Source organism: Hydrogenophaga atypica, from assembly GCF_042665215.1.
GTDB classification, from domain to species: domain Bacteria; phylum Pseudomonadota; class Gammaproteobacteria; order Burkholderiales; family Burkholderiaceae_C; genus Hydrogenophaga; species Hydrogenophaga defluvii_A.
Genome location: NZ_JBHTCA010000005.1, coordinates 225,039 through 246,653, shown reverse-complemented (window position 1 = coordinate 246,653; position 21,615 = coordinate 225,039). Strand labels below are relative to the sequence as shown.

The following is a 21,615-nucleotide window of genomic DNA, read 5'->3' as shown; positions in this document are numbered from 1 at the left end:
TGGAATCTGCGTCACCGCGTCGCCACACGCTGCAAGCGGCTGTGTTCAAGCCGGAAGAGTTATCGGCGTTGTGCGGTGTGGGAGGAACCCGGTTGGCCATGATGGTCGATCAAACCCGTCGCAAAGGTGAGCTGGTGGGGAGAGAAACTGGTGCTTTCTTGATCAGCAAAAAGACATGGTCGCGCCGCTCATGTGGGCAAGGCAAAGCTCTGCCTGTCTGCTTTTTTGCTCAGCCTGGCCGCCTCATCGAAAGGCGTGTGGTCGCGCAGCGTGGCAAAGCAGATGCGCGCGAGCTTGTTGGCCAACGCACAGGTGGCCTTGTTGTGGTTGCTGCGGCCTTGCACATCCAGCGCCCAGCGCCGGATGCCGCAGACCTCCCTGCCCGCGCCATCGGCCACCTTGGCCGCTCGCAGCACGCTGCGCGCGCCGTGGGTGAGCAGCATGCGCAGGTAGCGGTCACCCTTCTTGGAGATGCGCCCCAGGTAACGACTCGAGTAGCATGCATTTCGGACTCCTTTCGTTTGAAGACCTGATCCCCACGCCCATGAAGACCAGTGCGCATTTGTCGCCCAAACAAACGGGGGAGTCCATCCCATCACTCAAGCGGAGCGCCGCATGATCTTCGCCGTTGAAACCGAGGAGCGCACGCTCATCGCCTTCGCCGGTCAGGCAGAGGCGGTGGCATATTGCGAGGGCCTCGATGTTGAAGCCGCCATCTGGCTGTTTTGGAGCGATAGCGGCGAGCCACTGGAGGCCGAGTTTTCAGTTCCAAACAAGCGGGGCGTTTTCGGGTCGCGTAACGGCACCTACTCGCTTGTCCCAGCGTCTCCGAACCACCATGCCCACTTATCGGAAGCGCTGGACGAGGTCTTGACTTTTGAGTCCGCCGCCCCGTTCGACTCGGCTCAAGGTGTTCGCGACTATTTGGAGAATGCCAATGCGTAGGAGGTCGGCAGTTCGCGAGCGGCACAACCTTTCGCTCCAGCGGACGGCTTCGCCGCCCGGTGAGCTTCGACGTTGGGCGCCTATGAAACTAGCTATCACGATGCTTTTTCTTCTATCCGCAATGGCCTTTGCTGAGCCAGAGAAGGAGCCATTGCCAGCGGACGTATTGGCCTTCATCAAGCAGAGCGATATGTGTGATCACTTCCGTGGGGAGGAGCCATACGATGAGGAGCGTCGGATGTTCCTGGAACAGAACATGACCGAGCTGTGTACGGGCTCTGATCGAAGGCTTGCCGAACTAAAGGCCAAGTACCTAGGCAATGACTCCGTTCAGGCTGCACTTGCCGGCTACGAAGTAGATATAGAAACTGCGCAGTAGTCGCCCAGCCATTCGCTGCAGGCGCGACTGGTCAGGCGGTGCATACAATGCTGCACTGTGCCCCGGCTAGGCCAGGCTGCGCAAGGCATAAGCGGCCATAAGCGCAGCCCCCTGGGTGAGGGCGTCTTCATCGATGTTGAACTTGGGGTGGTGGTGGGGGTAGCAGGCGCCCACCGACGGGTTCTGTGCGCCAACCAGTGCCATGAGGCCTGGGCAGAGCGCGAAGAAGTCACCAAAATTCTCTGACACCATGAGCGGTGGAAACTGAACCGATGCGTCCGCACCAAACAGCTCGTGCACACATTGCGTGGCCAGCTCGCTGCAGCGGGCGTCATTGACCAAGGCACCACCGCCGCGTTTGATGTCCAGGCGCGCCTGCACGCGGTGAGCCGCGGCCACGCCCGCCACCACACGTTCGAGGGCGACCTTGAGGGCCACACCGTCTTCAGGCAAGGCGGCGCGGATGGAGCCGGCCAGTTCGGCCCGGTGCGGTATCACGTTGCCCGCCTGCCCCGCCTGCAGGCGCCCAAACGACAGCACCGCCGCGTGGGTGGGGTCGATCTCTCGCCCGGGAAGGGAGGACGCCTCTTGCAACAGCACACAGGCGGCGCGCAGGGGATCGACGCCACGGTGCGGGTGGGCGCCGTGGGTGCCGCGCCCCTCCAACAGGATGCTGAAGTTGTCGCAACCGGCCATGCGTGGTCCGGCACGGGTGCAGATCTTGCCCGCCTCCAGCTCAGACCACAGGTGGATGGCAAACGCACCGATGAGCGGAAAGGGCCGCAGGTGCTCCAGCATCTCGGCCGTGCCGCCGCCGCGCTCCTCAGCTTGCTGGAAGCAGAGTTTGACCGTGCCCGGCAGTTCGGCCCTGCGCGCCTGCAGCAGTTGGGCAGCGCCCAGCAGCATGGCCACATGGCCGTCGTGCCCGCAGGCGTGCATGGCGCCCGGCTGACGCGAGCGGTAGCTCAGGTGGTCGTTTTCTTCCTGAATGGGCAGGGCGTCCATATCGGCCCGCAGCAACACCATCTGTTGCTGGTGCTGGCCTTCAACGGTGGCCACCACGCCGTGCTCGCCCACGGTCACCCAGGGCACGCCCAGGCGGTCAAGTTCGCGGCGCACCAGGTCGGCGGTGTGGCGCTCGGCAAACGACAGCTCGGGCTGCATGTGCAATGCGCGGCGGATGGTCCTGAGCTGTTCACCCAGGGCCTGTGACGATTGAACGAGAGCGTGCATGACGTGAAGGTGCTCCTATTGAAACCTCATCCGGTGCTGCGGCCCGCGGGCCACACCAGTGAACGCATGGCCCAGACACCCCACAGCGGGCCTGGCACCAACAACCACAGGGCGCGCTCGCCCCACCGATCCATCAGCGCACCCAGCAACACGATAGACACCACCGAAATCAGAAAGCCCAGGCCGTTCTGGAGCACCAGCGCCATGCCCAACAGGCGCGGTGGCGCGGCCTGGGACGAGAGCGCGGAAAACTGTGGCGAATCGGCCACCACCAAAATGCCCCAGGCCAACAACAGACACAGCTTGAGCCCCACCATGCTGTGCGGCACGAAGGGGTACACCAGGCCCACCAACCCCGAGCCCAGCAACGCCACAAAAGCAACCGGCGCGCTGCCCACGGCACGCGCGATGTAGCCGCCCAGCAAACAGCCCAGCGCGCCCGCGCCAATGACCACGGCCGGAAGCCAGCCCCACCAGCCCGTAGCCACTTGCGCCACATCCGGACGGGTCAGCAGCGACGCACACAGCAGTGGCACCACGGCCCAGAACGCATACAGCTCCCACATGTGGCCGAAATAGCCGCCAGCCGATGCGCGCAAGGCCGGCCGCTTGGCCAGGGTGCGCAGGTCGAGCGTGCTCAGACGCAGGGCGTTGGCCGCAGGCGGTCTGAACCGGCCATCGCCCACGGCAGCCACCGCCAGCCCACCCACCAGGGCTAACAAGGACGCACCGACGAGCACATGTTCCCACGGCCAACTCACGCCGAAGGCGCGCAGCGCGTGCGGCATGGCCGTGCCCAATGTGAGCATGGCCACCAGCCAGGCCAAGGCCAGCGCCGGTTTGCCGCCCACCCACTGCACCACCAGCTTCATGCCCAAGGGATAAATGCCCGCCAGGGACACGCCCACCAGCAGACGCACCCACCAGGCGGTGGCCACACCCATCTGTGGCATGACCACGCTGGCGTTGGCCAAAGCCCCGAGCACACAACTCGCTGCGAAGACCTTGCTGGCGGGCCAGCGATCGGCCGCACCGGTAAGTGCCAGCAGCAGCGAGCCGCCGATGAACCCCAATTGGGTGGCCGCGAGCAACCAGGCAAAACCGGGGCCATCCAGCTGCCAGCGCGCCATCAGGCCCACCGCTGCGCCGGCAGGACTGAACCACAGCGAGGTGCCCAGACACTGGGCGAGCACCACCACGGCCAGGCCACCAAGGCGCCATCGATGCGCCTTCGGATCCAGGGGCTGACCCGACGTGTTCACACCTGATCGAGCGCCTGTGCCAGGTCGTCGATCAGGTCGTCGGCGTGCTCCAGCCCCACCGACACGCGCAGCAGCCCCTGCGGCGTGGTGCTTTGTGGGCCTTCGATGGAGGCGCGGTGCTCGATCAGGCTCTCCACCCCGCCCAAGCTGGTGGCGCGGGTGAACAAGGCCACCTTGGCGGCCAAGCCCATGGCTGCAGGTTGCCCGCCCTGAACCTCAAAGGACAACATGCCGCCAAAGGCCCGCATCTGCCGTTTGGCCAACGCGTGATAGGGGTTGTCGGTGAGGCCGGGGTAGTGCACCGCCGTGACTTTGGGGTGGCTTTGCAGAAACGCCGCCACGCGCCCGGCGTTGTGGCAATGCGCGGCCATGCGGTAGGCCAAGGTGCTCAGGCTTCGCATGACCAGCCAGCAATCGAAGGGCGATGGCACCGCGCCACCGAACAGCTGGGCGGTACGCACGGCTTCAAAGTGCTCGTCCGCCTGCCTCGTCACCAAGGCGCCCCCCAGCACGTCACTGCGGCCACCCAGGTACTTGGTGGTGGCGTGCATCACCATGTCGCACCCCAGCGCAAGTGGGTTTTGCACGGCGGGCGAGGCAAAGGTGTTGTCGGCAATCACACGGATGTTTTTGCCCGCACACATCTCCACCAGGGCCGCGATGTCGGTGCACTGCAGCAGTGGGTTGGAGGGGGTTTCCACCCACAGGATGCGGGTGTTGGGTTGAATGGCCGCGCGGGTGGCGTCCAGGTTGGTCATGTCCACAAAAGAGAACACAACGCCCCACTTGGCAAACAGGTGTTTGAGCACGTTCGCGGTGCCGTGGTAGATGTCCTTGGGCGCAACCACATGATCGCCCGGTTGCAGGCCCTGGAACACCGCCGTGACGGCGGCCAGGCCCGAGCCAAAGGCCGCCCCGGCCGCCCCGCCCTCCAGCGCGGCCAGCGCCTCTTCCAGCGCGTTGCGGTTGGGGTTGTGGTTGCGCGAGTACAAATACCCGCGCGAGTAGCCGCCGTCAATGTCGCGCTCGAACGTGGTGGACAGGTGAATGGGGGCCACCACGGCGCCGGTGGCAGGATCGACTTTCTGACCGGCGTGAACCGCAAGGGTTTCGAAACGGAGCTGGGGTTTGAGAGAGGACATATCAGGTGGTGGATGTGAGAGAAAGAAAAACGCGGGGGCTTAGAACACAGGCAGCAGGCTGCCTTTGAAGCGGGTCTGTATGTAGCTGCGAACTTCGGGCGAGCGCAAAGCGGCCACGAGTTTTTTCATCGCTTCGCTGTCTTTGTTGTCTGGGCGGGCGGCCAGCAGGTTGATGAACAGCGATTTGTCACCCTCCAGGAACAAGGCGTCCCGGTTGGGCTCCAGCTTGGCTTCGAGTGCGAACGTCGTGTTGATGATGGAGAGATCCACCTCGGAGAGTGTTCGCGGCAGCATGGGCGCCTCAAACTGCTTGAGGACCACCCGCTTGGGGTTGGCAACGATGTCGCGCTCGGTGGCCATGTTGTTGGCGGGATCGGCCAGTTGCAAGATGCCGGCCTGGTGCAACAGCTGGAGCGCGCGTCCGGCGTTCACCGCGTCGTTGGGGATGGCAATCAAGGCGTTGTCGCGCAGCTCTTTGACGTTCTTGACCTTGCGGGAATAGGCACCGAAGGGTGCGATGAACACATCCGCCACCTTGACGATGTTCGTGCCCCGGGTGCGGTTGAACTCGTTCATGAAGGGCTGGTGCTGAAAGAAGTTGGCGTCGATGCGCTTCTCCGCCAGCTGGGCGTTGGGCTGGATGTAGTCGGTGAACACACGGACTTCCAGCTCCACACCCTGCTTGGCGAGCACGGGCTTGATCTGTTCAAGGATTTCCGCGTGTGGCGTTGGACTGGCACCAACGATGAGCTTGTCGTTGGCAAAACTCAGCATCGGCAGGCAGGCGGCGGCACACAGCAAGGCTCTTCTGAACATCATGGTTCTCCTGGTTGGGGACGGGGTGGGGACGGGCGCAAAGGCGGACGGTCGGTCAATGGCTGAAGCGAGTGACCAGCCGCTGGCCCAGGCTTTGCAAGGCCTGGACGATGAGCAACAACAACACGATCGTGATGGCCATCACATCCAGCTGGAACCGCTGGTAGCCGTAACGTATGGCCAGATCGCCCAGCCCGCCGCCGCCGACCACGCCAGCCAACGCCGTGTAGGACACCAGGGCGATGGCGGTGACCGTGCCGGCCGCCAGAATGCCCGGCAAGGCTTCGCGCAACAGGGCGTTGAACACGATTTGTGTGGTGGTCGCGCCCATGGCCAGAGACGCCTCGATGATGCCCCGGTCCACCTCGCGCAGCGCCGACTCGATGAGCCGCGCAAAAAACGGCGTGCCGGCCACAACCAGCGATGGAATGGAGCCGGCCACGCCAAAGGATGTGCCGGTCACTAACACCGTGACAGGAATCATCGCGATGAGCAAGATCACGAACGGAATGGACCGCAGCACGTTGACCGCGAAGGACAACACCGCATAGGTCTTGGGCGCGTCCAGGAGCTGCTTGGGCCCGAGCAGAAACAGCACGACACCCAGGGGCAGGCCAAAGGCCACGGTCAAGCTCAGCGAGCCACCGAGCATGCTCAGTGTGTCGAGGGTGGCTTCACCGATCTCGCGCCATTGAACGTTGACAAAAAAACCTTCAAGCCACTGTCGCATCACTGACCTCCTCGACACAAACACCGGCCTGAGCTAACTGGGACAAAGCGCCCTGGACCTGATCGGCCTCACCCGTCGCCCGAACGACCACCTGGCCACACGGCTCGGACTTGATGGCACCAAAACGGCCCGTGATGATGGAGAAATCCACCGCGAAGGACCGGGCGACCCGAGAGAGCAGAGGTTGGTGAACGGTTTCGCGCTGGAAGGTCAGGCGGTACAGGCCGCCGCGTGGGGCCGCGTTGTCGCCCCACACCACCGCGTCGTGGGCGCCTTCAGCCTCCTGGACGAAGCGCTTGGTCGTGGGGTGTTGCGGATGCAAAAACACCTGTGTCACCGCCCCCTCCTCCACAATCCGCCCGCCGTCAATCACCGCAACGCGGTCGCACACCGTGCGAATCACGTCCATTTCGTGGGTGATCAGCACGATCGTCAGCTTGAGCGTTTCGTTGATGCGGCGCAGCAGCTGCAAGATCGAATGTGTGGTCTGGGGATCGAGCGCACTGGTGGCTTCATCGCACAACAGCACGGTCGGGTGGTTGGACAGTGCCCGCGCAATACCCACCCGTTGTTTTTCGCCGCCCGACAATTGCCTTGGATATTTGTGCTTGTGTTTGCTCAGCCCGACCAATTCCAGCAATTCGTCCACCCTGGCATCAATGGCCTGGGCGCTTTTCTGGCCCACAATGCGCATGGCATACGCAATGTTCTCGGCCACGGTCATGGAACCGAGCAAATTGAAATGCTGAAAAATCATGCCAACGTGCTGACGGAATTGGCGCAAGTCGTTTTCGCTCAGCGCCATCAAATCAACACCCGACACCTTGACCGTGCCCTCGGTCGGCCGCTCCAGTAAATTGATCAGCCGGATGAGGGTGGACTTGCCAGCACCCGAATGCCCAATCACGCCGAAGATCTCACCCTCATTCACCTTCAGATCAATGCGCTGCAACGCGGTGATGCTGGCATTGCCGGTGGTGTATGTTTTTTGTACGCCGCAAAACTCAATCACAAAGAATCCTCACAAAAATAGAAGGAACTCCATGTGCTTGACGTCAATGTCGTACACATCAAGCAGCTGAATGGCTTGATTTCATTCTGCTGTCATTTGAAAAAAGTACGCCATCACAAAACGCGATGCGGTATGCCATTGCGTTATGGCCGCAGGCACGCGACACCAACCACAGGCAGGCGCGACATCGGGTAACGTGCGCCCGGCAACACCCCTCAATGGGGCAGCGTGTGATGGGCTTGTGCCGCCACCGAGGCGAGGATTTGCACGAACCGCCGCCCGGCGTGCGACGCCTGGGCGCGGTGCGCGCGCAGGTGAAAAATGCGCACGGGGATCAGCGGATGCAACTGCACCACCCCCACCAGCCGCCGGTCGGCCTGCGCGGCGGTGAAAGAATCGATGCTGGCGATGCCCAAGCCGCGCTCGGCCATGCGCATGGCCATGTAATTGGGCGACACCGTCAACCGCGGTGTGCCGGACGCACTGCCTTGCGGCAACGGAAACAGTTCCGCACCGTGTGGCCCTCCGGGTGGCACACGGATGAGCGGCAAATGGGCCAGATCGGCGATGGCCATCTCGGCCGGCAAATCCTGCTTGATCGCCTTGGGCACCAGCGCCACGATGGTGCCGCTGGCCACCACGTCTTCCACGATGGCCGGGTTGGGCAGCGACGCCAGGGACAAGCCCACGTCGCACTGGCCTTGCATGAGCTTTTGGACGATGGCCTCATGAACGTGGGTTTCGATCTCGCAGCTGACCGCCGGGTACTGGCGCGAGAAGGCCTCGACACACTGGGGAATCAGCGCCGCCGCAATGGAGGGCGCACAGGCCACACGCAACACATGCGAGGGCTGGCTGGCCAGGGTCCTGGAAAACTCGCGCAACCGGTCCAGGCGGTGCGCAATCGCCTGAAATTCCGGCTGCAACAGCAAAGCCTCGGAAGTGGGCACCAGTTTGTTCTTCTCGCGCAGGAAGAGCTTGAAGCCCAACTGGTTCTCCGCGCTGTGCAGCAATTTGGTCACCGCCGGCTGACTCAGGTGCAGCAGCTTCGCAGCCCCCGTGACCGAGCCTGTCATCAACACAGCGTTACAGACGTCCAGGTGCGAGAGCTTCACGGTTTCAAGCCAGGGTTCGGAACAAGACCTTCAGATGCCGCGCCAAATGAGGCGCCGCAGCGGTTGGCCGGATCATAGGTGGTATCGGCGACAAAGGCGGAGAGGTCGTTGCTTGGACCGTGTGATGGGCACGCGCGAGCAAATCTCAAATCCATTGCCAAACAATTGAACAATTGATCGCAACAATGGATTGAACCCGCCTGCACCCTTTGATATTGACAAAATACGAGGGTTAACCACAGCCATTCATTCAACATATTCACTTAGCATCGCGCCGTTCTTTTTGGAACTCACCCACCTTGAGGCAATTCTGAAAAATAGATGTTGAAATTACAAAAATCAAAACCCATTCAATTTACATTCGGCACAACATTGGCCCTCGCACTGCTGGGCTGTGGTGGTGGATCGCAAGCAGAAAAGCCCCAATGCCCCTCGGCAATCGAGTCGGCCACAGCCCTCGCAATGGTCAACCAGATCAGGGCCGAGCCACGCATGTGTGGCGCCAAGGCCATGAGCGCGGCACCGCGCCTGCAATGGGACCAAGCACTGCATGCGGCAGCCACCGCTCACTCCAAAGACATGGCACACCGAAATTTCTTCGGCCATACCAATCCTGATGGCTTGACCACCGGCCAAAGAGCCACCATCGCCGGCTACGGTGCGAACACGGGCGAGAACATCGGCGCAGGTTACGCAAGCCTTGAAGCTGTGCAGAAAAGCCTGCTGGAAAGCGCCGAACATTGTGAAAACATCATGCGACCGGAATTCAAACATTACGCAGTAGCTTGTGCCAGCAACGACAACAGCGAATACGGCACTTACTGGACCCAGAGCTTCGGCTCCAAATGATGTCGGCCGATCGGCAATTGCAAAAGCAAGGTCTGATTACTTTTAAATTTGGGGCCATTGCCCACGGGGGACATACCTCAAGTGCCGCGACCCGCCGCACGAAAGCCAACGCCAGTTCAGGGTTCCACTGAGCGCCATGCCGTCGCAGTGCTTGCACAATGTCGACCGGGAGGAACCTCCCATGCACAGGCCATTGAAAACCAAGGCCCAACGGGCCGGCATCTGGGCCGCTGTGGCTTTTGCCACATTCTGCTTTGGCCTTGGCCCCAGCGCCCAGGCCCAGGCCCAGGCCCAGCACACACCACACCGGCCCTTCGCATTCGCCGCCATCGGCGACACCGCCTATTCCATCGAAAACGAAAAGGCGTTTGACCGCATGGTGGACGCGATGAACCGCGCGCCCCTGGCCTTTGTGGCGCATGTGGGCGACTTCGAAGCCGACCCCCGACCCTACGCACACAGCCCGGAAACGATTTCGATGCCATGCACCGACGAGCGCTACGCGCAGGTGTTGGCGTCGTTCCAGCGGTCGGTGCACCCTTTGGTGCTCACGCCGGGCGACAACGACTGGGCCGATTGCCACTTGCTAAAAGCGCGCCCGTTCGACCCCTTGGAGCGACTGGACACGCTGCGCACCAGCTTCTTTCCACCCGGACACAGCCTGGGCCAGCGCACGATGCCGCTGACCAGCCAGGCCACCACACCCGGCTTTGCCAGCTTCCGCGAGAACCTGCGTTGGCGCACCCATGGGGTGGTGTTCGCCACGCTGCACACCGTGGGCAGCAACGACAACCGGGGCCTCAGCCCCACGCTGGACGCAGAACAGGCGGCGCGCATGGCGGCCAACCTGGCGTGGCTGAAACAGGCGTTTGCGGCGGCCAAGGCGCCCGGGGCGCTGGGGCTGGTGCTGCTCACCCAGGCCAACATCGGGTTTGAGGCCCACTGGACCCACAACCTCAAAACGCGCTACGTGCGCAGCGCGGGCGGTAGCGTGTCCCTGCAAGCGGAAGGCAGCGCCTACGACCCGCTGGTGAAGGCCTTGACCAACGAGATGGCGTCGTTTGATCGTCCCGTGTTGTTCGTGCACGGCGACACCCACCTGTACCGCGTGAACCGGCCCCTGATGCACCCCAAAACCGGGCGCTTCTTCGACAACTTCACCCGCCTGGAGGTGTTTGGTGACCCGGACTCGCATTGGGTGCGGGTGACGGTGGATCCGGCCAAGCCGGGGCTGTTCACGATAGACGCCGAAACCGTGCCGGGGAACAGGGCCCACTGACCCTGGCGCCGGCCGGCATGAGCCTCTGTGGGTGAAACACATCAAAACAGGCACTTCGGTGCTTGTTTTTTTACATCCATCCACATAATGCGCCATGGACAAGCTCAAGCAGCTCGAAACCTTTGTGTCTGTGGCCACGCGCGGCAGCCTGACGGCGGCGGCGCGGGCCGAAGGGGTGGCGCCGGCCATCATTGGGCGGCGGCTGGACGCGCTGGAGGAGCGACTGGGCGTCAAGCTGCTGGTGCGCACCACGCGGCGCATCAGCCTCACGCACGAAGGCAGCGCTTTTCTGGAGGACTGCCAGCGGCTGCTGACCGATCTGGCCAGCGCCGAGGCCAGCGTGAGTGCCGGCGGCGTGAAGGCCAGCGGGCATTTGCGCGTGACCGCACCGGCGGGTTTTGGCCGCCGCCACGTGGCGCCGCTGGTGCCACGCTTTCACGCCCTGCACCCCGAGGTAACGCTGTCGCTCAACCTGAGCGACCGGGTGGTGGACATCGCCGCCGAGGGCTACGACTGCGCGGTGCGGGTGGGCGATCTGCCCGACTCGGCCCTGGTCAGCGTGCGCCTGGCCGACAACCGCCGCCTGTGTGTGGCCACGCCCGCCTACCTGCAGCGCCATGGGGTGCCACAGCACCCGTCTGAGCTGGCGCGTTTTGCCTGCCTCACGCTCTCTTCGGACGCGTCCCAGACGCGGGGCTGGGCCTTCATGGTGCCACGCGACGGTGGCGCCAGCGAGCTGGTGCACCTGCGACCCGGCGGCCCGTTGGACTGCTCCGACGGCCAGGTATTGCACGAATGGTGCCTGGCCGGCCACGGCATCGCCTGGCGCAGCACCTGGGAGGTGGAGGCCGACATCGCCGCAGGTCGGCTGCAGCCCGTGCTGGAAACATTTGCCGCCCCGCCGAACGGTATTTACGCCGTGTTCCCGCAGCGCAAACATCTGGCCTTGCGGGTGCGCCTGTGGATCGATTTTCTGAAGCACCATTACGGCCAGCCCGACTTCTGGCGCCAACCCGCCGGCTGAGCCCCCACACGCACGCACGGTACACCCATGACCGCAGACGCCCCCACCCACACCACACCCCTCCGGCTGGAGTGGCTGGCCAACCCGCTGCGGCGTCCGGCCGCGCTGCGCCTGCACCTGGACACACAAGCACTCGAAGCGTGGTCGGTGTTGCTCGCCGATCCGGCCCTGCGCGAGCTGTGCGCGGCGCTGCCCTGCCACTTGGCCGAGCCAGCCCATGCGGGGCTGGACGACGCCACCCGGGCGCTGGCCGCCGAGGCGGGGCTCACGGTGTTGCCTGACGCGCAACTCCAGCAAGCCGCCATGGCATTTCCGGCCCAGGTAGACAACGACCACTGGGTGGTGGGTGCCTGGTACCAACAGCCTCCTGCCAAAGCGGCGGCGGCCCAGGCTGCGTCGCGCGCGCGGGCGCTGCAACTGGTGCAACTGGTCAGCGCCGACGCCGACACCCACGAGATCGAGGCCGTGCTGCGCCAGGACGTGACACTGTCCTACCACCTGCTGCGGGTGGTCAATTCGGTGGCCCTGGGTGGGCGGCGCGAGATCACCAGTTTTGCCCAGGCCATTTTGCTGCTGGGCCGCCAGCAGCTGCGCCGCTGGCTGCACCTGATGCTGTTTGCCGCCCGCGACGACGACCCGCGCAGCGCCATGCTGGGCGCCCATGTGACCCTGCGTGCGCGCAGCATGGAGCTGCTGGCCGAAGCTTGCGGGCTGGACCGCGCGGCGCAGGAGCTGGCCTTCATGGGCGGCATGTTCTCGCTGCTGGGCACGCTGTTTGGCCAGCCCTTGCCGCAGGTGCTGGGCTCGCTCACCCTGCCCGACGCGCTGCGCAGCGCCTTGCTTGAACGCGAGGGCGTGCTGGGCCAACAGCTCAGCGTGGTCGAAGCCTCCGAGGCGCCCGGCGACGCGCCCGCTTTGAACGCGCACCTTGCCCGCCTCGGCCTGCCCGCCGCCAGCTTCAACCGCCTGCGCCTGCAAGCGGCCGTGTGGGCCTTGCAGATGACACAGGCCCCCGCCGCATGACGTCCGTCCATACCCTCAACGACTGGTTGGCCTTGTGCCGCCAGGCCCAGCAGGCCGACGGGCCGACGCGTTTGAGCGCGCTGGCGCAACTCGAAGCCGCGCTGGCCGAGGCCCAGCGCGACATCGAGGCGCAGACGCCCACGCTGCAACTGGACACGCTGGGCTACATCACCGACTGGAACCTGGGCGCGGCCGCGCTGTTCGGCTACAGCGCCGACGAGGTGCGCGGCCAACACGTGTTGTTTTTGTACAAGGACGATGGCGAGGCCCCGGCCGAGTTGTTCCTGGCCTCCGACAGCGCGTTGATGGAGGTGCAGCGGCGCAAAAAATCGGGCGAGGTGTTCCGCGCCACCATGTCGCTGCAGATGCTGCGCGATGCCGACGGCGAACCCGAAGGCATGCTGGCGCAGTTCAAGCCCCTGCCCGATGGCCTGAGCAACGATGAAAAGCTGCGCCTGTACCTGCGCATCATCGAAGACAGCAACCAGGGCGTGATGGTGTCGGACGCGCAGGAACGCATCGTGGTGGTCAACGCCGCCTTCACCCGCATCACCGGCTACACCGCCGCCGAGGCCCTGGGCAAAACGCCCGACCTGCTGCGCTCGGGTCGGCACGACGCCGCCTTTCGCGCCCAGGTGCGCCTGGCCATGAAAGGCGAACACCCCTGGAGCGGCGAGATCCTGGGTCGGCGCAAGAACGGCGAGGTGTTCCCACAATCCGTGTCCATCAGCGCGGTGCGCGACGACCACGGCCAGATCACCCACGCCTTCTCCATCTTCTCCGACATCAGCGCCCACAAAGAAACCGAAGCGCGGTTGCACCGCCTGGCCAACTTCGACAGCGTGACCGGCCTGCCCAACCGCTCGCTGTTGCAGCAACTGGTGGGCCAGGCGCTCACCGGCGTGGAGCGCAACAAAAGCCACGGGGCCCTGCTGGTGGTGCACCTGCAGCGCGTGGCCATCCTGTACGACACGCTGGGCCACGACGCCTGCGATGCCCTGCTGCAGGAAGTGAGCCAGGGTTTCCGGAAAATGCTGCGCGACCAAGACGTGCTGGCGCGCACCGGCAACGACAAGTTTGTGGTGGCCTTGCTCAACATCAACAAGCGCGAACACGCGGCCATCGTGGCGCAGAAGCTGCTGTCCACGCTGGACCACAGCTTCAAGGTGCAGGGTCACGAACTGCGTTTGACGGCCAACATCGGTGTCTCCATCTTCCCCGACGATGGCCTGGACACCGCGGCCCTGCTGCGTTTTGCCGAACTGGCCGCCGCCCGCGCCCGCGAAGTGGGCGACCAGACCGAGGCCGGTGAATGCCTGTTCTACAGCAGCGAAATGAACCAGCGCGCGAGCGCCCACTTCCGCATTGAAAGCGAATTGCGCCAGGCGGTCAGTCGCAACGAGCTGCGCCTGTTCTACCAACCCAAGGTGAGCCTGCGGACCGGCCGCATCGCCGGTGCCGAGGCACTGCTGCGCTGGCACCACCCCGAACAAGGGCTGCTGTCGCCCGCTCAATTTGTGGCCGTGGCCGAAGAAACCCGCCTCATCCTGGAACTGGGCGACTGGGTGCTCAACGAGGCCTGCCGCCAGCTGCGCGCCTGGGCCGATGCCGGCATGGTGGTACCCCCGGTGGCGGTCAACCTGTCGGCGCGGCAGGTGGACGAACGCCTGCCCGAACTGGTGGAAAAAACCCTCAACCGACACCGGGTGCCGCCGTCGCAACTCAAGCTGGAGATCACCGAAAGCCTGGTCATGCGCAACCCCGAGATGGTGCTGCCCGTGCTCAACCAGCTGGTGGCCATGGGCCTGTCCATCGCGCTCGACGACTTCGGCACCGGCTACTCCAGCCTGGCCTACCTCAAACGTTTCCCCATCACCACGCTCAAGATCGACCGCGCGTTTGTCATCGGTGTGCCCCACGAAGCCAACGACTGCGCCATCGCCCAGGCCATCGTGACCATGGGCAAACAACTGCGGCAAGAGATCGTGGCCGAAGGCGTGGAAAGCCGCGAGCAGATGGCCTTTCTGCGCGAGCTGGGCTGCGACCAGCTCCAGGGTTACCTGTTCAGCAAGCCGCTGGATGCCGACGAGTACGCGCGCTGGGTGGCAGAAGACCGGCGGTTGCCGCTTCAGTAGAGATCGCTGCGCCGGTGCGGCAGCGGTGAACTCTGGCGTGCAGCGTGCAGCGCCTGCGCGCTCAAACGCACCACGCTCAACGCCGCATCGCGCCCCGCCTGCGCCACCACCGCGCCCAGCGGGCCGGCCACCGTGCTCAAGCCCCCGTAGTTGGTGTCACCCTCGCGCCCACACGCGTTTGTGTAGGCCAGGTACACGCGGTTCTCGCAAGCGCGTGCAGGCACCAGCAAGGTGGGCGCCTCGTCGTATTCACGCATGTTGGCGGTGGGCACCAACACCACATCGGCGCCCAACAAGGCGAGGTGGCGCACAGGCTCGGGGAATTCCACGTCGTAGCAAATCAGCAGACCCAGACGCCAACCCCGGTAGCTGAACACCGTGGGCAGCGCCGGACCGGGCGTGAACTGGACGCGGTCGGCATCGCCAAACAAATGGGTCTTGGCATAGACGTTCAACAGCACACCTTCGGCGTCCACAAACGCCACGGCGTTGTGGGGCCGGCCCGATGTGGCGCTGGGCCAGCCGGCCACGATGGCGATGCCGTGGCGGCGTGCGGTGGCGGTCACGGCTTGCAGCAACGGGCCATCGGTGGGCTCGGCCAAGGCCGCGATGCGATCCGCGCCCAACAGGTAGCCGGTGAGCGACATCTCAGGGCACACCAACACGTCGGCGCCCTGGGCACGCGCCTGTGCTGCCGCGTCGTCCAGCGCACGCAGCGCGGCGGGCACATCGGCCGCGTAGGCGGTTTGCCACAAGGCCAGGGTGAGGTCGGTGGTGGGGGTCATTCGGGCAAGGCCAGGGGGCCGATTTGCGGGTAGGCCTCGCCGGGGCCGGGGTTGGCCGCGTGGCAGGCACCGCCCAGATGATGCACCACGCCCCACACGGCGTTGAGCGCGGTCTGCACCGCGCCTTCCACCCACGCGGGTGTCCACGAGATGTCGTCACCCGCGAGGAAAATGCCGCGTTCGGCGGCGGGCAGGGCGTCTTGCATGAAGTGGCCGTACATGCGGTGGTTGTAGCGGTAGTGGCCAGGCAGCGCGCCCTTGAAGGCGCCGAGGAAATGCGGGTCGGCCTCCCACGACACGCTGATCGGGTCGCCAATGATGTGGCTGCGGATGTCCACGTCGGGGTAGATTTTTTGCAGCGCCGAAAGCGCCAGCTCGACCCGTTTCTCGGTGCTGTGCGGCAGCATCTTGAGCGCGTCGCTCATCCAGGCGTACGACAGGCAAATGGCGGCCGGCCGGTCCGGCCCGTTGTCGAAAAAGTAGGTGCCACGCGTGAGGCGGTCGGTCAGCGTCATGCCCATTTGGGGCCAACCCTGCTGCGGGCCGTCAGGCCGCAGGTCTTTCCAGAACGGCCGGTCCACCATCACAAAGGTTTTGGACGACTGCATGTAGCGCGTGCGGTCCAGCGCCATCCACAGTGGCTGTGAGAACAGCGACTCTTCGCAGTCGATCTGGGTGGTGAGCAGCCAGCTCTGGCACGTGACCAGCACGGCGGCGTGTTCGCGTGTGACGCCCCAGGTGTCGGTGACGGCGATGTGGCCGCTGGGCGCGCGCTTGAGCGCCTCCACGCCGGCGCGCGGCGCGCCACCGTGCAGCCGTGCCAGCGTGGTGCCTGCGGGCCAGTGCGCCATCTGCGCGGGGGCGTGTTGCCACAGGCCCTCGGGCACCTGCTGCACGCCGCCTTCGATCAGGTGCTGGTCCTCGTCGCAACCGGTGAGCACCACGCGCAGAATCTCCAGCATGGAGTTGGGGAAATCCGAGTCCCAGCCGCCGGTGCCAAAACCCACCTGGCCAAACACCTCGCGGTGGCGAAAACTCAGGACCGCGAAGGCGGGCGATTGAGCGACAAAGTCGTAGAAGGTGCGGTCGTCCCACAAAGGCACGAGCTGATCCCACAAGGCTTTGAGACGCGGCACGTCGCGCTCGCGCAAGGCCTGCTGCAGCCCGCTGAAACCGGCGCCACCTTCCAGCGCCTGGCCCCAGGCCTCGGCCACCTCGCGGAACAGTGGCGGCAAGTCGTCCAACGAACGCGCCCAGTGGGTTTGCCCGGCCAAATCGACCACGGTGCAGCCCGCGGCCGGCGTGAGCGGGTTGGGAAAGGGCTGGCTGCGCAGGCCCAGCAAATCAACGTAGTGCCAGAAAGCACGCGACGACGCCGGAAAACGCATGCCCCCCAGCTCGGCCACCACGCCCTGCCCGCCTTCGAACGGCTGCGAGCGCAGCCGCCCGCCCAGGCGCGAGGCCTCGTACACCACGGGCTTCACGCCCAGCTTCATCAGCTCGTACGCCGCCGTGAGGCCGGCCATGCCGGCCCCCACAATCGCCACCTCGGTGCCCAGGCGCTCGGCCGGCAAGACACCCAGCCCGGCCGGGTGGGCCAGCCAGTCGTCGTAGGCGAAAGGAAAGTCGGGGCCAAAAATGGTGACGGGCTTTTGCATGATGACTTCCTTCAAAACAAGCTCGCCACCAACCAGGCAGCGGTGCCCCACATCATGAGCGCCACCAGGCCATCGAGCGCCCGCCACACCGCCACGGAATTGAGCCGGCGACCCAGCCAGAACATGGCCACACCCAGGCCCACAAACCACAGCAGCGAGCCCGTGGCCGCGCCCAGGCCAAACACCGTGCTGCCTTGCCCGTAGGCCAGCGAGGCGGTGCCGATCAGCACAGCGGTGTCCAGCCAGGCATGCGGGTTGAGCCACGAAAAGGCCAGCGCCTGCAACACCGCCTGCCGGCGGGAAAGGGCCTGCGGCGCGCCCGACGCGGTGATGCCACCAGCACGGGGATGGCGGAAGCGCAAAAACGCCTGCCAGCCGTACACCGCGAGGAACAACACCCCCGCGCCGATCAGCGCGCCCTGCAGCTTGTCGCTCAAGCCCCCGAGTTGCGCCAGGCCCAACACACCCAACGCAATCAGGCTCACGTCGGTGACCACACAGATGGCGATGGTCAGCCACACATGCTGGCGCTGCAGGCCCATGCGCAGCACGTGCGCGTTCTGCGGGCCAATGGCCATGATCAGCGACAGGCTGAGCACCAGGCCGGCGGTGAAGGCCGGCGACAACGAAACAAAAGGCAAAGCGATGGACATGAAAGCACCCAAAACACAAGGTTCACAACGGCCTGCAGTGTGCGCTTGTCATGACTTGAATTAAACTGAATTGACTTGTTTTCACTTCACTCAAATTTTACTTAACCCATGCTCGACGCCAAACAGCTCGACGCCCTGGCTGCCGTGGTGGAGCACGGCGGCTTTGGCCCTGCCGCCCAGGCCCTGCACCTCACGCTGGCCGCCGTGTCGCTGCGCATACGTGGGCTGGAAGAACAACTGGGCCAACGTTTGCTGGTGCGCGGCAAGGCGGTACACGCCACCGCCGCCGGCCAGGCGCTGCTGGCGCACGTGAAGCAGGTGCGCTCGATGGAGGCCGACCTGCTGGCCGGCTTGCAGGGGCAGCACAGCGCCGCGCGCCAACGGTGGCAGACGCTGGGCGTGGCCATCAACGCCGACTCGGTGGCCGGCTGGTTTTTGCCCGGCGTGGCGCCGCTGCTCAAGCGCCACAAGCTGCTGCTCGACATCCTGATCGACGACCAGGACCACACACACGACGCGCTCAAGAGCGGCGACGTGATGGGCTGCGTGACAACACTGGCGCAAGCCATGCGCGGCTGCGTGGCCGAGCCCCTGGGGGTGATGCGCTACCGTTGCGTGGCCTCGCCCGAGGTGGTGGCGCGCTGCCGCACGGCCAGCGGCGCGGTGTCGGTGCACAAGCTGCTGCAACAGCCGGCCATCATCTTCAACCGCAAAGACGCCTTACAAGACACGTTCCTGGCGCAACACTTCGAGCTGCGCCAACCCGAATACCCGCGCCACTTCGCCCCCTCGGTGGAAGCGTTCGAGACCGCCATCGCACTGGGCCTGGGTTGGGGCATGGTGCCCGAGCAGCACCTGGCCGGGCACCCGGGCTTTGAAGAGGTGTTGCCCGGCGCCACCGTGGACGTGACCTTGTATTGGCAACACTGGGCGCGCGAGGCGCCCTCCGCGCAGCGGCTGACGGCGGCGGTGAAGGCGGCGGCGCGCGCAGCCCTGAATTGAACCCACGCGGTGGCAACATGTGCCCCGCTACCACCACATCAGCCACCCCATGCCCATCGAACTGAGCAAAGAGGATCGTGCCCAGGCCATTGCCTCGATCGAGCGGTATTTCCGCGAAAACATGGACGAACGCATCGGCAACATCGCCGCCGGCGCGTTGCTGGGCTTTTTTGTTGAAGAAATCGGGCCCAGCATCTACAACCGGGTCGTGGCCGACGTGCAGGAACGTTTGCAGGCGCGGCTTGCCGAACTGAACTATGAGGTCCACGAGGACGAGTTCGGCTACTGGCGAAAATTCGACAAGCAGCGCAAGCCCAGACCCTGAAGTCGGGCACCGGTCAGGGCACCCGGCGGACCAACCGCTGGGCCTCAGCCCTTGAGGCACTCGCTCATGAAGGCCTTGCGCTCCTTGCCTTCTTTGCCGGTGGCTTTGAAGTCGGCGCTGCACTGGGTCATTTTTTCGTTCCGGGCCTTTTTGCCGTCGGCCGCTTTGGTGCTCAGGCATGTTTTCATGAAGGCCTGGCGCTCTTTGCCTTCCTTGCCGGTGGCCTTGAACTCGGCGCTGCACTCGGACATGCGGTTGTTTTGTGCGGTGCGGGGCTTGGCGGGTTTGGCCTCGGCAGCGGGTGCGGGTGAGGCCGCTGGTGCTGGGGCGGATGCCGTGGCAGCCGCAGGCGCGGCCGTCTGGGCCTGCGCAACAAAAGCCAGGCCAGCCAAAGACAGCGCAACAAAGGTCAGTTTCATGGGGTTCCTCTCCTGAAAAGAAAAGCGACCGGGATGGGCGCCGACGGGCATCACACCCAAAAACGGCTCGACGCGCAAGAAACTTGAAGCACCTGTAACAAGCCTGTGGCGCCCAGGAAACAGCCGGCTCGTAAAATCCCGCGATGCTTCAAGCCAAGACCGAATTGCTCGCTGCCCTCGCCGCCGAGCTGGACAAACTGTCGCCGGGCGCCGGTGCGCGTGCCGCTTTTGAATCGCCCAAGGTGGCGGCGCACGGTGATTTCGCCTGCACCGCCGCCATGCAGCTGGCCAAGCCGCTCAAGGCCAACCCGCGCCAGCTGGGCGAGCAGCTGCGCGATGCGCTGCTGGCCACGCCAGCCTTTGGCCAGTGGGTGGAGGCCATCGACATCGCCGGCCCCGGCTTCATCAACATCCGCCTGAAAGCCGCTGCCAAACAGCAGGTGGTGCGCGAGGTGCTGGGCGCGGGTGCGGCTTTTGGCCAGCAGCCGGCGCGCAACGAGCGGGTGCTGGTGGAGTTCGTCTCGGCCAACCCCACCGGCCCGCTGCACGTGGGCCATGGCCGACAAGCCGCTTTGGGCGATGCGATCTGCAACCTGTTCGAGACCCAAGGCTGGAACGTGCACCGCGAGTTTTATTACAACGACGCGGGCGTGCAGATCAACACCCTGGCCACCAGCACGCAGCTGCGCATCCAGGGCGTCAAACCCGGCGATGCCGGATGGCCGGAGCAGGCCTACAACGGCGATTACATCCAGGACATCGCCAACGACTACCTGGCCAAAAAGACCGTGCATTCGGACGACCGCGAATTCACCGCCAGCGGTGACCCGGCGGCGCTGGACGACATCCGCCTGTTTGCCGTGGCCTACCTGCGCCACGAACAGGATCTGGACCTCAAGGCGTTCTCGGTCAAGTTCGACCAGTACTACCTCGAATCCAGCCTCTACACCAGCGGCAAGGTGGACGCGGCGGTGCAAAAGCTGCGCGACGCCGGCAAGACCTACGAACACGAGGGCGCGCTGTGGCTCAAGTCCACCGACTACGGTGACGACAAGGACCGCGTGATGCGCAAGGGCGACGGCTCCTACACCTACTTCGTCCCCGACGTGGCCTACCACATCGCCAAGTGGGAACGTGGCTTCACCAAGGTCATCAACATCCAGGGCACCGACCACCACGGCACCATTGCCCGCGTGCGCGCCGGCCTGCAGGCGGCGGGTGTGGGCATCCCCCAGGGCTACCCCGACTACGTGCTGCACACCATGGTGCGCGTGGTCAAGGGCGGCGAGGAAGTGAAGATCAGCAAACGTGCAGGCAGCTACGTGACGCTGCGCGACCTGATCGAATGGACCAGCAAGGACGCGGTGCGTTTCTTCCTGCTGAGCCGCAAGCCGGACACCGAATACACCTTCGACATCGATCTGGCGATCCAGAAGAACAACGACAACCCGGTCTACTACGTGCAGTACGCACACGCGCGCATCTGCTCGGTGCTGGCCTCCTGGAAAGACAAGGAAGGCGGTGACGCCGCCACCCTGAAGGACGCCGACCTTTCGGCCTTGACCGGCCCGCAGGCCCAGGCCCTGCTGCTGCAACTGGCCAAGTACCCCGAGATGCTGAGCGCTGCCGCCACCGACTTTGCGCCCCACGACGTGACCTTCTACCTGCGCGAGCTGGCCGCCGCCTACCACTCGTACTACGACGCGGAGCGCATTCTGGTGGAAGACGAGGCCGTCAAACGTGCCCGCCTGGCCCTGGTCGCGGCCACCGCACAGGTGCTGCACAATGGCCTGGCCGTGCTCGGCGTGAGCGCACCGCAAAAGATGTGA

22 protein-coding genes are annotated in these 21,615 nt (G+C 64.9%); 10 read left to right on the top strand and 12 right to left on the bottom strand.

The genetic code is table 11. The features are described 5' to 3' along the window. Positions 1–188: 188 nt before the first annotated feature. Positions 189–596 carry a transposase gene (locus ACFQPB_RS10100; RefSeq protein WP_382222586.1) on the bottom strand — a complete coding sequence of 136 codons (408 nt, stop codon included), beginning with the start codon at positions 594–596 and terminating at the stop codon, positions 189–191. A 19-nt stretch (positions 597–615) separates the two neighbouring features. Between ACFQPB_RS10100 and ACFQPB_RS10095 the strand changes: the two genes are divergently transcribed. Beyond that, positions 616–945, top strand: coding sequence for a hypothetical protein (locus ACFQPB_RS10095; protein ID WP_382222584.1), 330 nt, complete (start codon positions 616–618; stop codon positions 943–945). Positions 946–1,027: 82 nt separating this feature from the next. Continuing rightward, entirely contained in the window at positions 1,028–1,324 is a 297-nt protein-coding gene (locus tag ACFQPB_RS10090) for a hypothetical protein (RefSeq protein ID WP_382222581.1), read from the top strand. A gap of 66 nt (positions 1,325–1,390) precedes the next feature. Here ACFQPB_RS10090 and ACFQPB_RS10085 read toward each other — a convergent pair whose 3' ends face one another. The 7 genes from ACFQPB_RS10085 to ACFQPB_RS10055 all read right to left on the bottom strand — a co-directional run bounded on the left by ACFQPB_RS10085 (position 1,391) and on the right by ACFQPB_RS10055 (position 8,634). Further along, the gene (locus tag ACFQPB_RS10085) at positions 1,391–2,557 is read right to left on the bottom strand and encodes a M20 metallopeptidase family protein (RefSeq protein WP_382222578.1); all 1,167 of its coding nucleotides are present in this window, start codon (positions 2,555–2,557) and stop codon (positions 1,391–1,393) included. 26 nt (positions 2,558–2,583) lie between these two features. Further along, positions 2,584–3,819 carry an MFS transporter gene (locus tag ACFQPB_RS10080; RefSeq protein WP_382222575.1) on the bottom strand — a complete coding sequence of 412 codons (1,236 nt, stop codon included), beginning with the start codon at positions 3,817–3,819 and terminating at the stop codon, positions 2,584–2,586. Continuing rightward, positions 3,816–4,961: a trans-sulfuration enzyme family protein gene (locus ACFQPB_RS10075; protein WP_382197811.1), complete on the bottom strand. Its 1,146-nt coding sequence runs from the start codon at positions 4,959–4,961 to the stop codon at positions 3,816–3,818. Before ACFQPB_RS10075 ends, ACFQPB_RS10080 begins: the two co-directional genes overlap by 4 nt. Before the next feature lie 39 nt (positions 4,962–5,000). Next, entirely contained in the window at positions 5,001–5,780 is a 780-nt protein-coding gene (locus ACFQPB_RS10070; protein ID WP_382197808.1) for a MetQ/NlpA family ABC transporter substrate-binding protein, read from the bottom strand. A 52-nt stretch (positions 5,781–5,832) separates the two neighbouring features. Continuing rightward, complete coding sequence (locus tag ACFQPB_RS10065; RefSeq protein WP_382197805.1) at positions 5,833–6,507, bottom strand: methionine ABC transporter permease; 675 nt, start codon at positions 6,505–6,507, stop codon at positions 5,833–5,835. Then, entirely contained in the window at positions 6,491–7,519 is a 1,029-nt protein-coding gene (locus ACFQPB_RS10060) for a methionine ABC transporter ATP-binding protein (RefSeq protein WP_382222572.1), read from the bottom strand. Before ACFQPB_RS10060 ends, ACFQPB_RS10065 begins: the two co-directional genes overlap by 17 nt. Positions 7,520–7,734: 215 nt before the next feature. Beyond that, a complete protein-coding gene (locus ACFQPB_RS10055; protein WP_382222569.1) occupies positions 7,735–8,634 on the bottom strand; it encodes a LysR family transcriptional regulator in 900 nt (299 codons plus the stop codon). 321 nt (positions 8,635–8,955) lie between these two features. On the opposite strand from ACFQPB_RS10055, the gene ACFQPB_RS10050 reads away from it, so the two are divergent. The 5 genes from ACFQPB_RS10050 (at position 8,956) to ACFQPB_RS10030 (ending at position 14,944) form a co-directional block, all read left to right on the top strand. Beyond that, complete coding sequence (locus ACFQPB_RS10050) at positions 8,956–9,483, top strand: CAP domain-containing protein (protein ID WP_382197796.1); 528 nt, start codon at positions 8,956–8,958, stop codon at positions 9,481–9,483. Positions 9,484–9,664: 181 nt separating this feature from the next. Next, positions 9,665–10,762 carry a hypothetical protein gene (locus ACFQPB_RS10045; RefSeq protein ID WP_382222566.1) on the top strand — a complete coding sequence of 366 codons (1,098 nt, stop codon included), beginning with the start codon at positions 9,665–9,667 and terminating at the stop codon, positions 10,760–10,762. Positions 10,763–10,856: 94 nt separating this feature from the next. Further along, the gene (locus ACFQPB_RS10040) at positions 10,857–11,786 is read left to right on the top strand and encodes a LysR family transcriptional regulator (RefSeq protein WP_382197790.1); all 930 of its coding nucleotides are present in this window, start codon (positions 10,857–10,859) and stop codon (positions 11,784–11,786) included. A gap of 27 nt (positions 11,787–11,813) precedes the next feature. Continuing rightward, positions 11,814–12,809, top strand: coding sequence for an EAL and HDOD domain-containing protein (locus ACFQPB_RS10035; protein ID WP_382222563.1), 996 nt, complete (start codon positions 11,814–11,816; stop codon positions 12,807–12,809). Further along, positions 12,806–14,944, top strand: coding sequence for a putative bifunctional diguanylate cyclase/phosphodiesterase (locus ACFQPB_RS10030; RefSeq protein ID WP_382222560.1), 2,139 nt, complete (start codon positions 12,806–12,808; stop codon positions 14,942–14,944). Before ACFQPB_RS10035 ends, ACFQPB_RS10030 begins: the two co-directional genes overlap by 4 nt. Here the strand turns inward: ACFQPB_RS10030 and ACFQPB_RS10025 are convergent. Genes ACFQPB_RS10025 through ACFQPB_RS10015 form a run of 3 tightly spaced genes read right to left on the bottom strand, consistent with a single transcriptional unit; the run spans position 14,938 to position 18,040 of the window. Next, complete coding sequence (locus ACFQPB_RS10025) at positions 14,938–15,729, bottom strand: carbon-nitrogen hydrolase family protein (protein WP_382222557.1); 792 nt, start codon at positions 15,727–15,729, stop codon at positions 14,938–14,940. The genes ACFQPB_RS10030 and ACFQPB_RS10025 overlap by 7 nt on opposite strands. Further along, positions 15,726–17,387: a flavin monoamine oxidase family protein gene (locus ACFQPB_RS10020; protein WP_382222554.1), complete on the bottom strand. Its 1,662-nt coding sequence runs from the start codon at positions 17,385–17,387 to the stop codon at positions 15,726–15,728. Before ACFQPB_RS10020 ends, ACFQPB_RS10025 begins: the two co-directional genes overlap by 4 nt. Before the next feature lie 11 nt (positions 17,388–17,398). Then, the gene (locus ACFQPB_RS10015; RefSeq protein ID WP_382222551.1) at positions 17,399–18,040 is read right to left on the bottom strand and encodes a LysE/ArgO family amino acid transporter; all 642 of its coding nucleotides are present in this window, start codon (positions 18,038–18,040) and stop codon (positions 17,399–17,401) included. Between the two features lie 108 nt (positions 18,041–18,148). Between ACFQPB_RS10015 and argP the strand changes: the two genes are divergently transcribed. Both argP and ACFQPB_RS10005 read left to right on the top strand, forming a co-directional pair. Then, positions 18,149–19,042 (top strand): HTH-type transcriptional regulator ArgP, encoded by an 894-nt coding sequence (gene argP / locus ACFQPB_RS10010; protein ID WP_382222548.1) that lies wholly within the window; start codon positions 18,149–18,151, stop codon positions 19,040–19,042. A gap of 49 nt (positions 19,043–19,091) precedes the next feature. Beyond that, complete coding sequence (locus ACFQPB_RS10005) at positions 19,092–19,367, top strand: DUF2164 domain-containing protein (RefSeq protein WP_382222545.1); 276 nt, start codon at positions 19,092–19,094, stop codon at positions 19,365–19,367. Positions 19,368–19,411: 44 nt separating this feature from the next. Here the strand turns inward: ACFQPB_RS10005 and ACFQPB_RS10000 are convergent, their stop codons facing one another. Further along, the gene (locus ACFQPB_RS10000) at positions 19,412–19,786 is read right to left on the bottom strand and encodes a PsiF family protein (RefSeq protein WP_382222542.1); all 375 of its coding nucleotides are present in this window, start codon (positions 19,784–19,786) and stop codon (positions 19,412–19,414) included. A gap of 143 nt (positions 19,787–19,929) precedes the next feature. Here ACFQPB_RS10000 and argS point away from each other — a divergent pair, with 143 nt between their 5' ends. Next, positions 19,930–21,615, top strand: a complete 1,686-nt coding sequence (gene argS / locus ACFQPB_RS09995) for an arginine--tRNA ligase (RefSeq protein WP_382222539.1) — start codon at positions 19,930–19,932, stop codon at positions 21,613–21,615.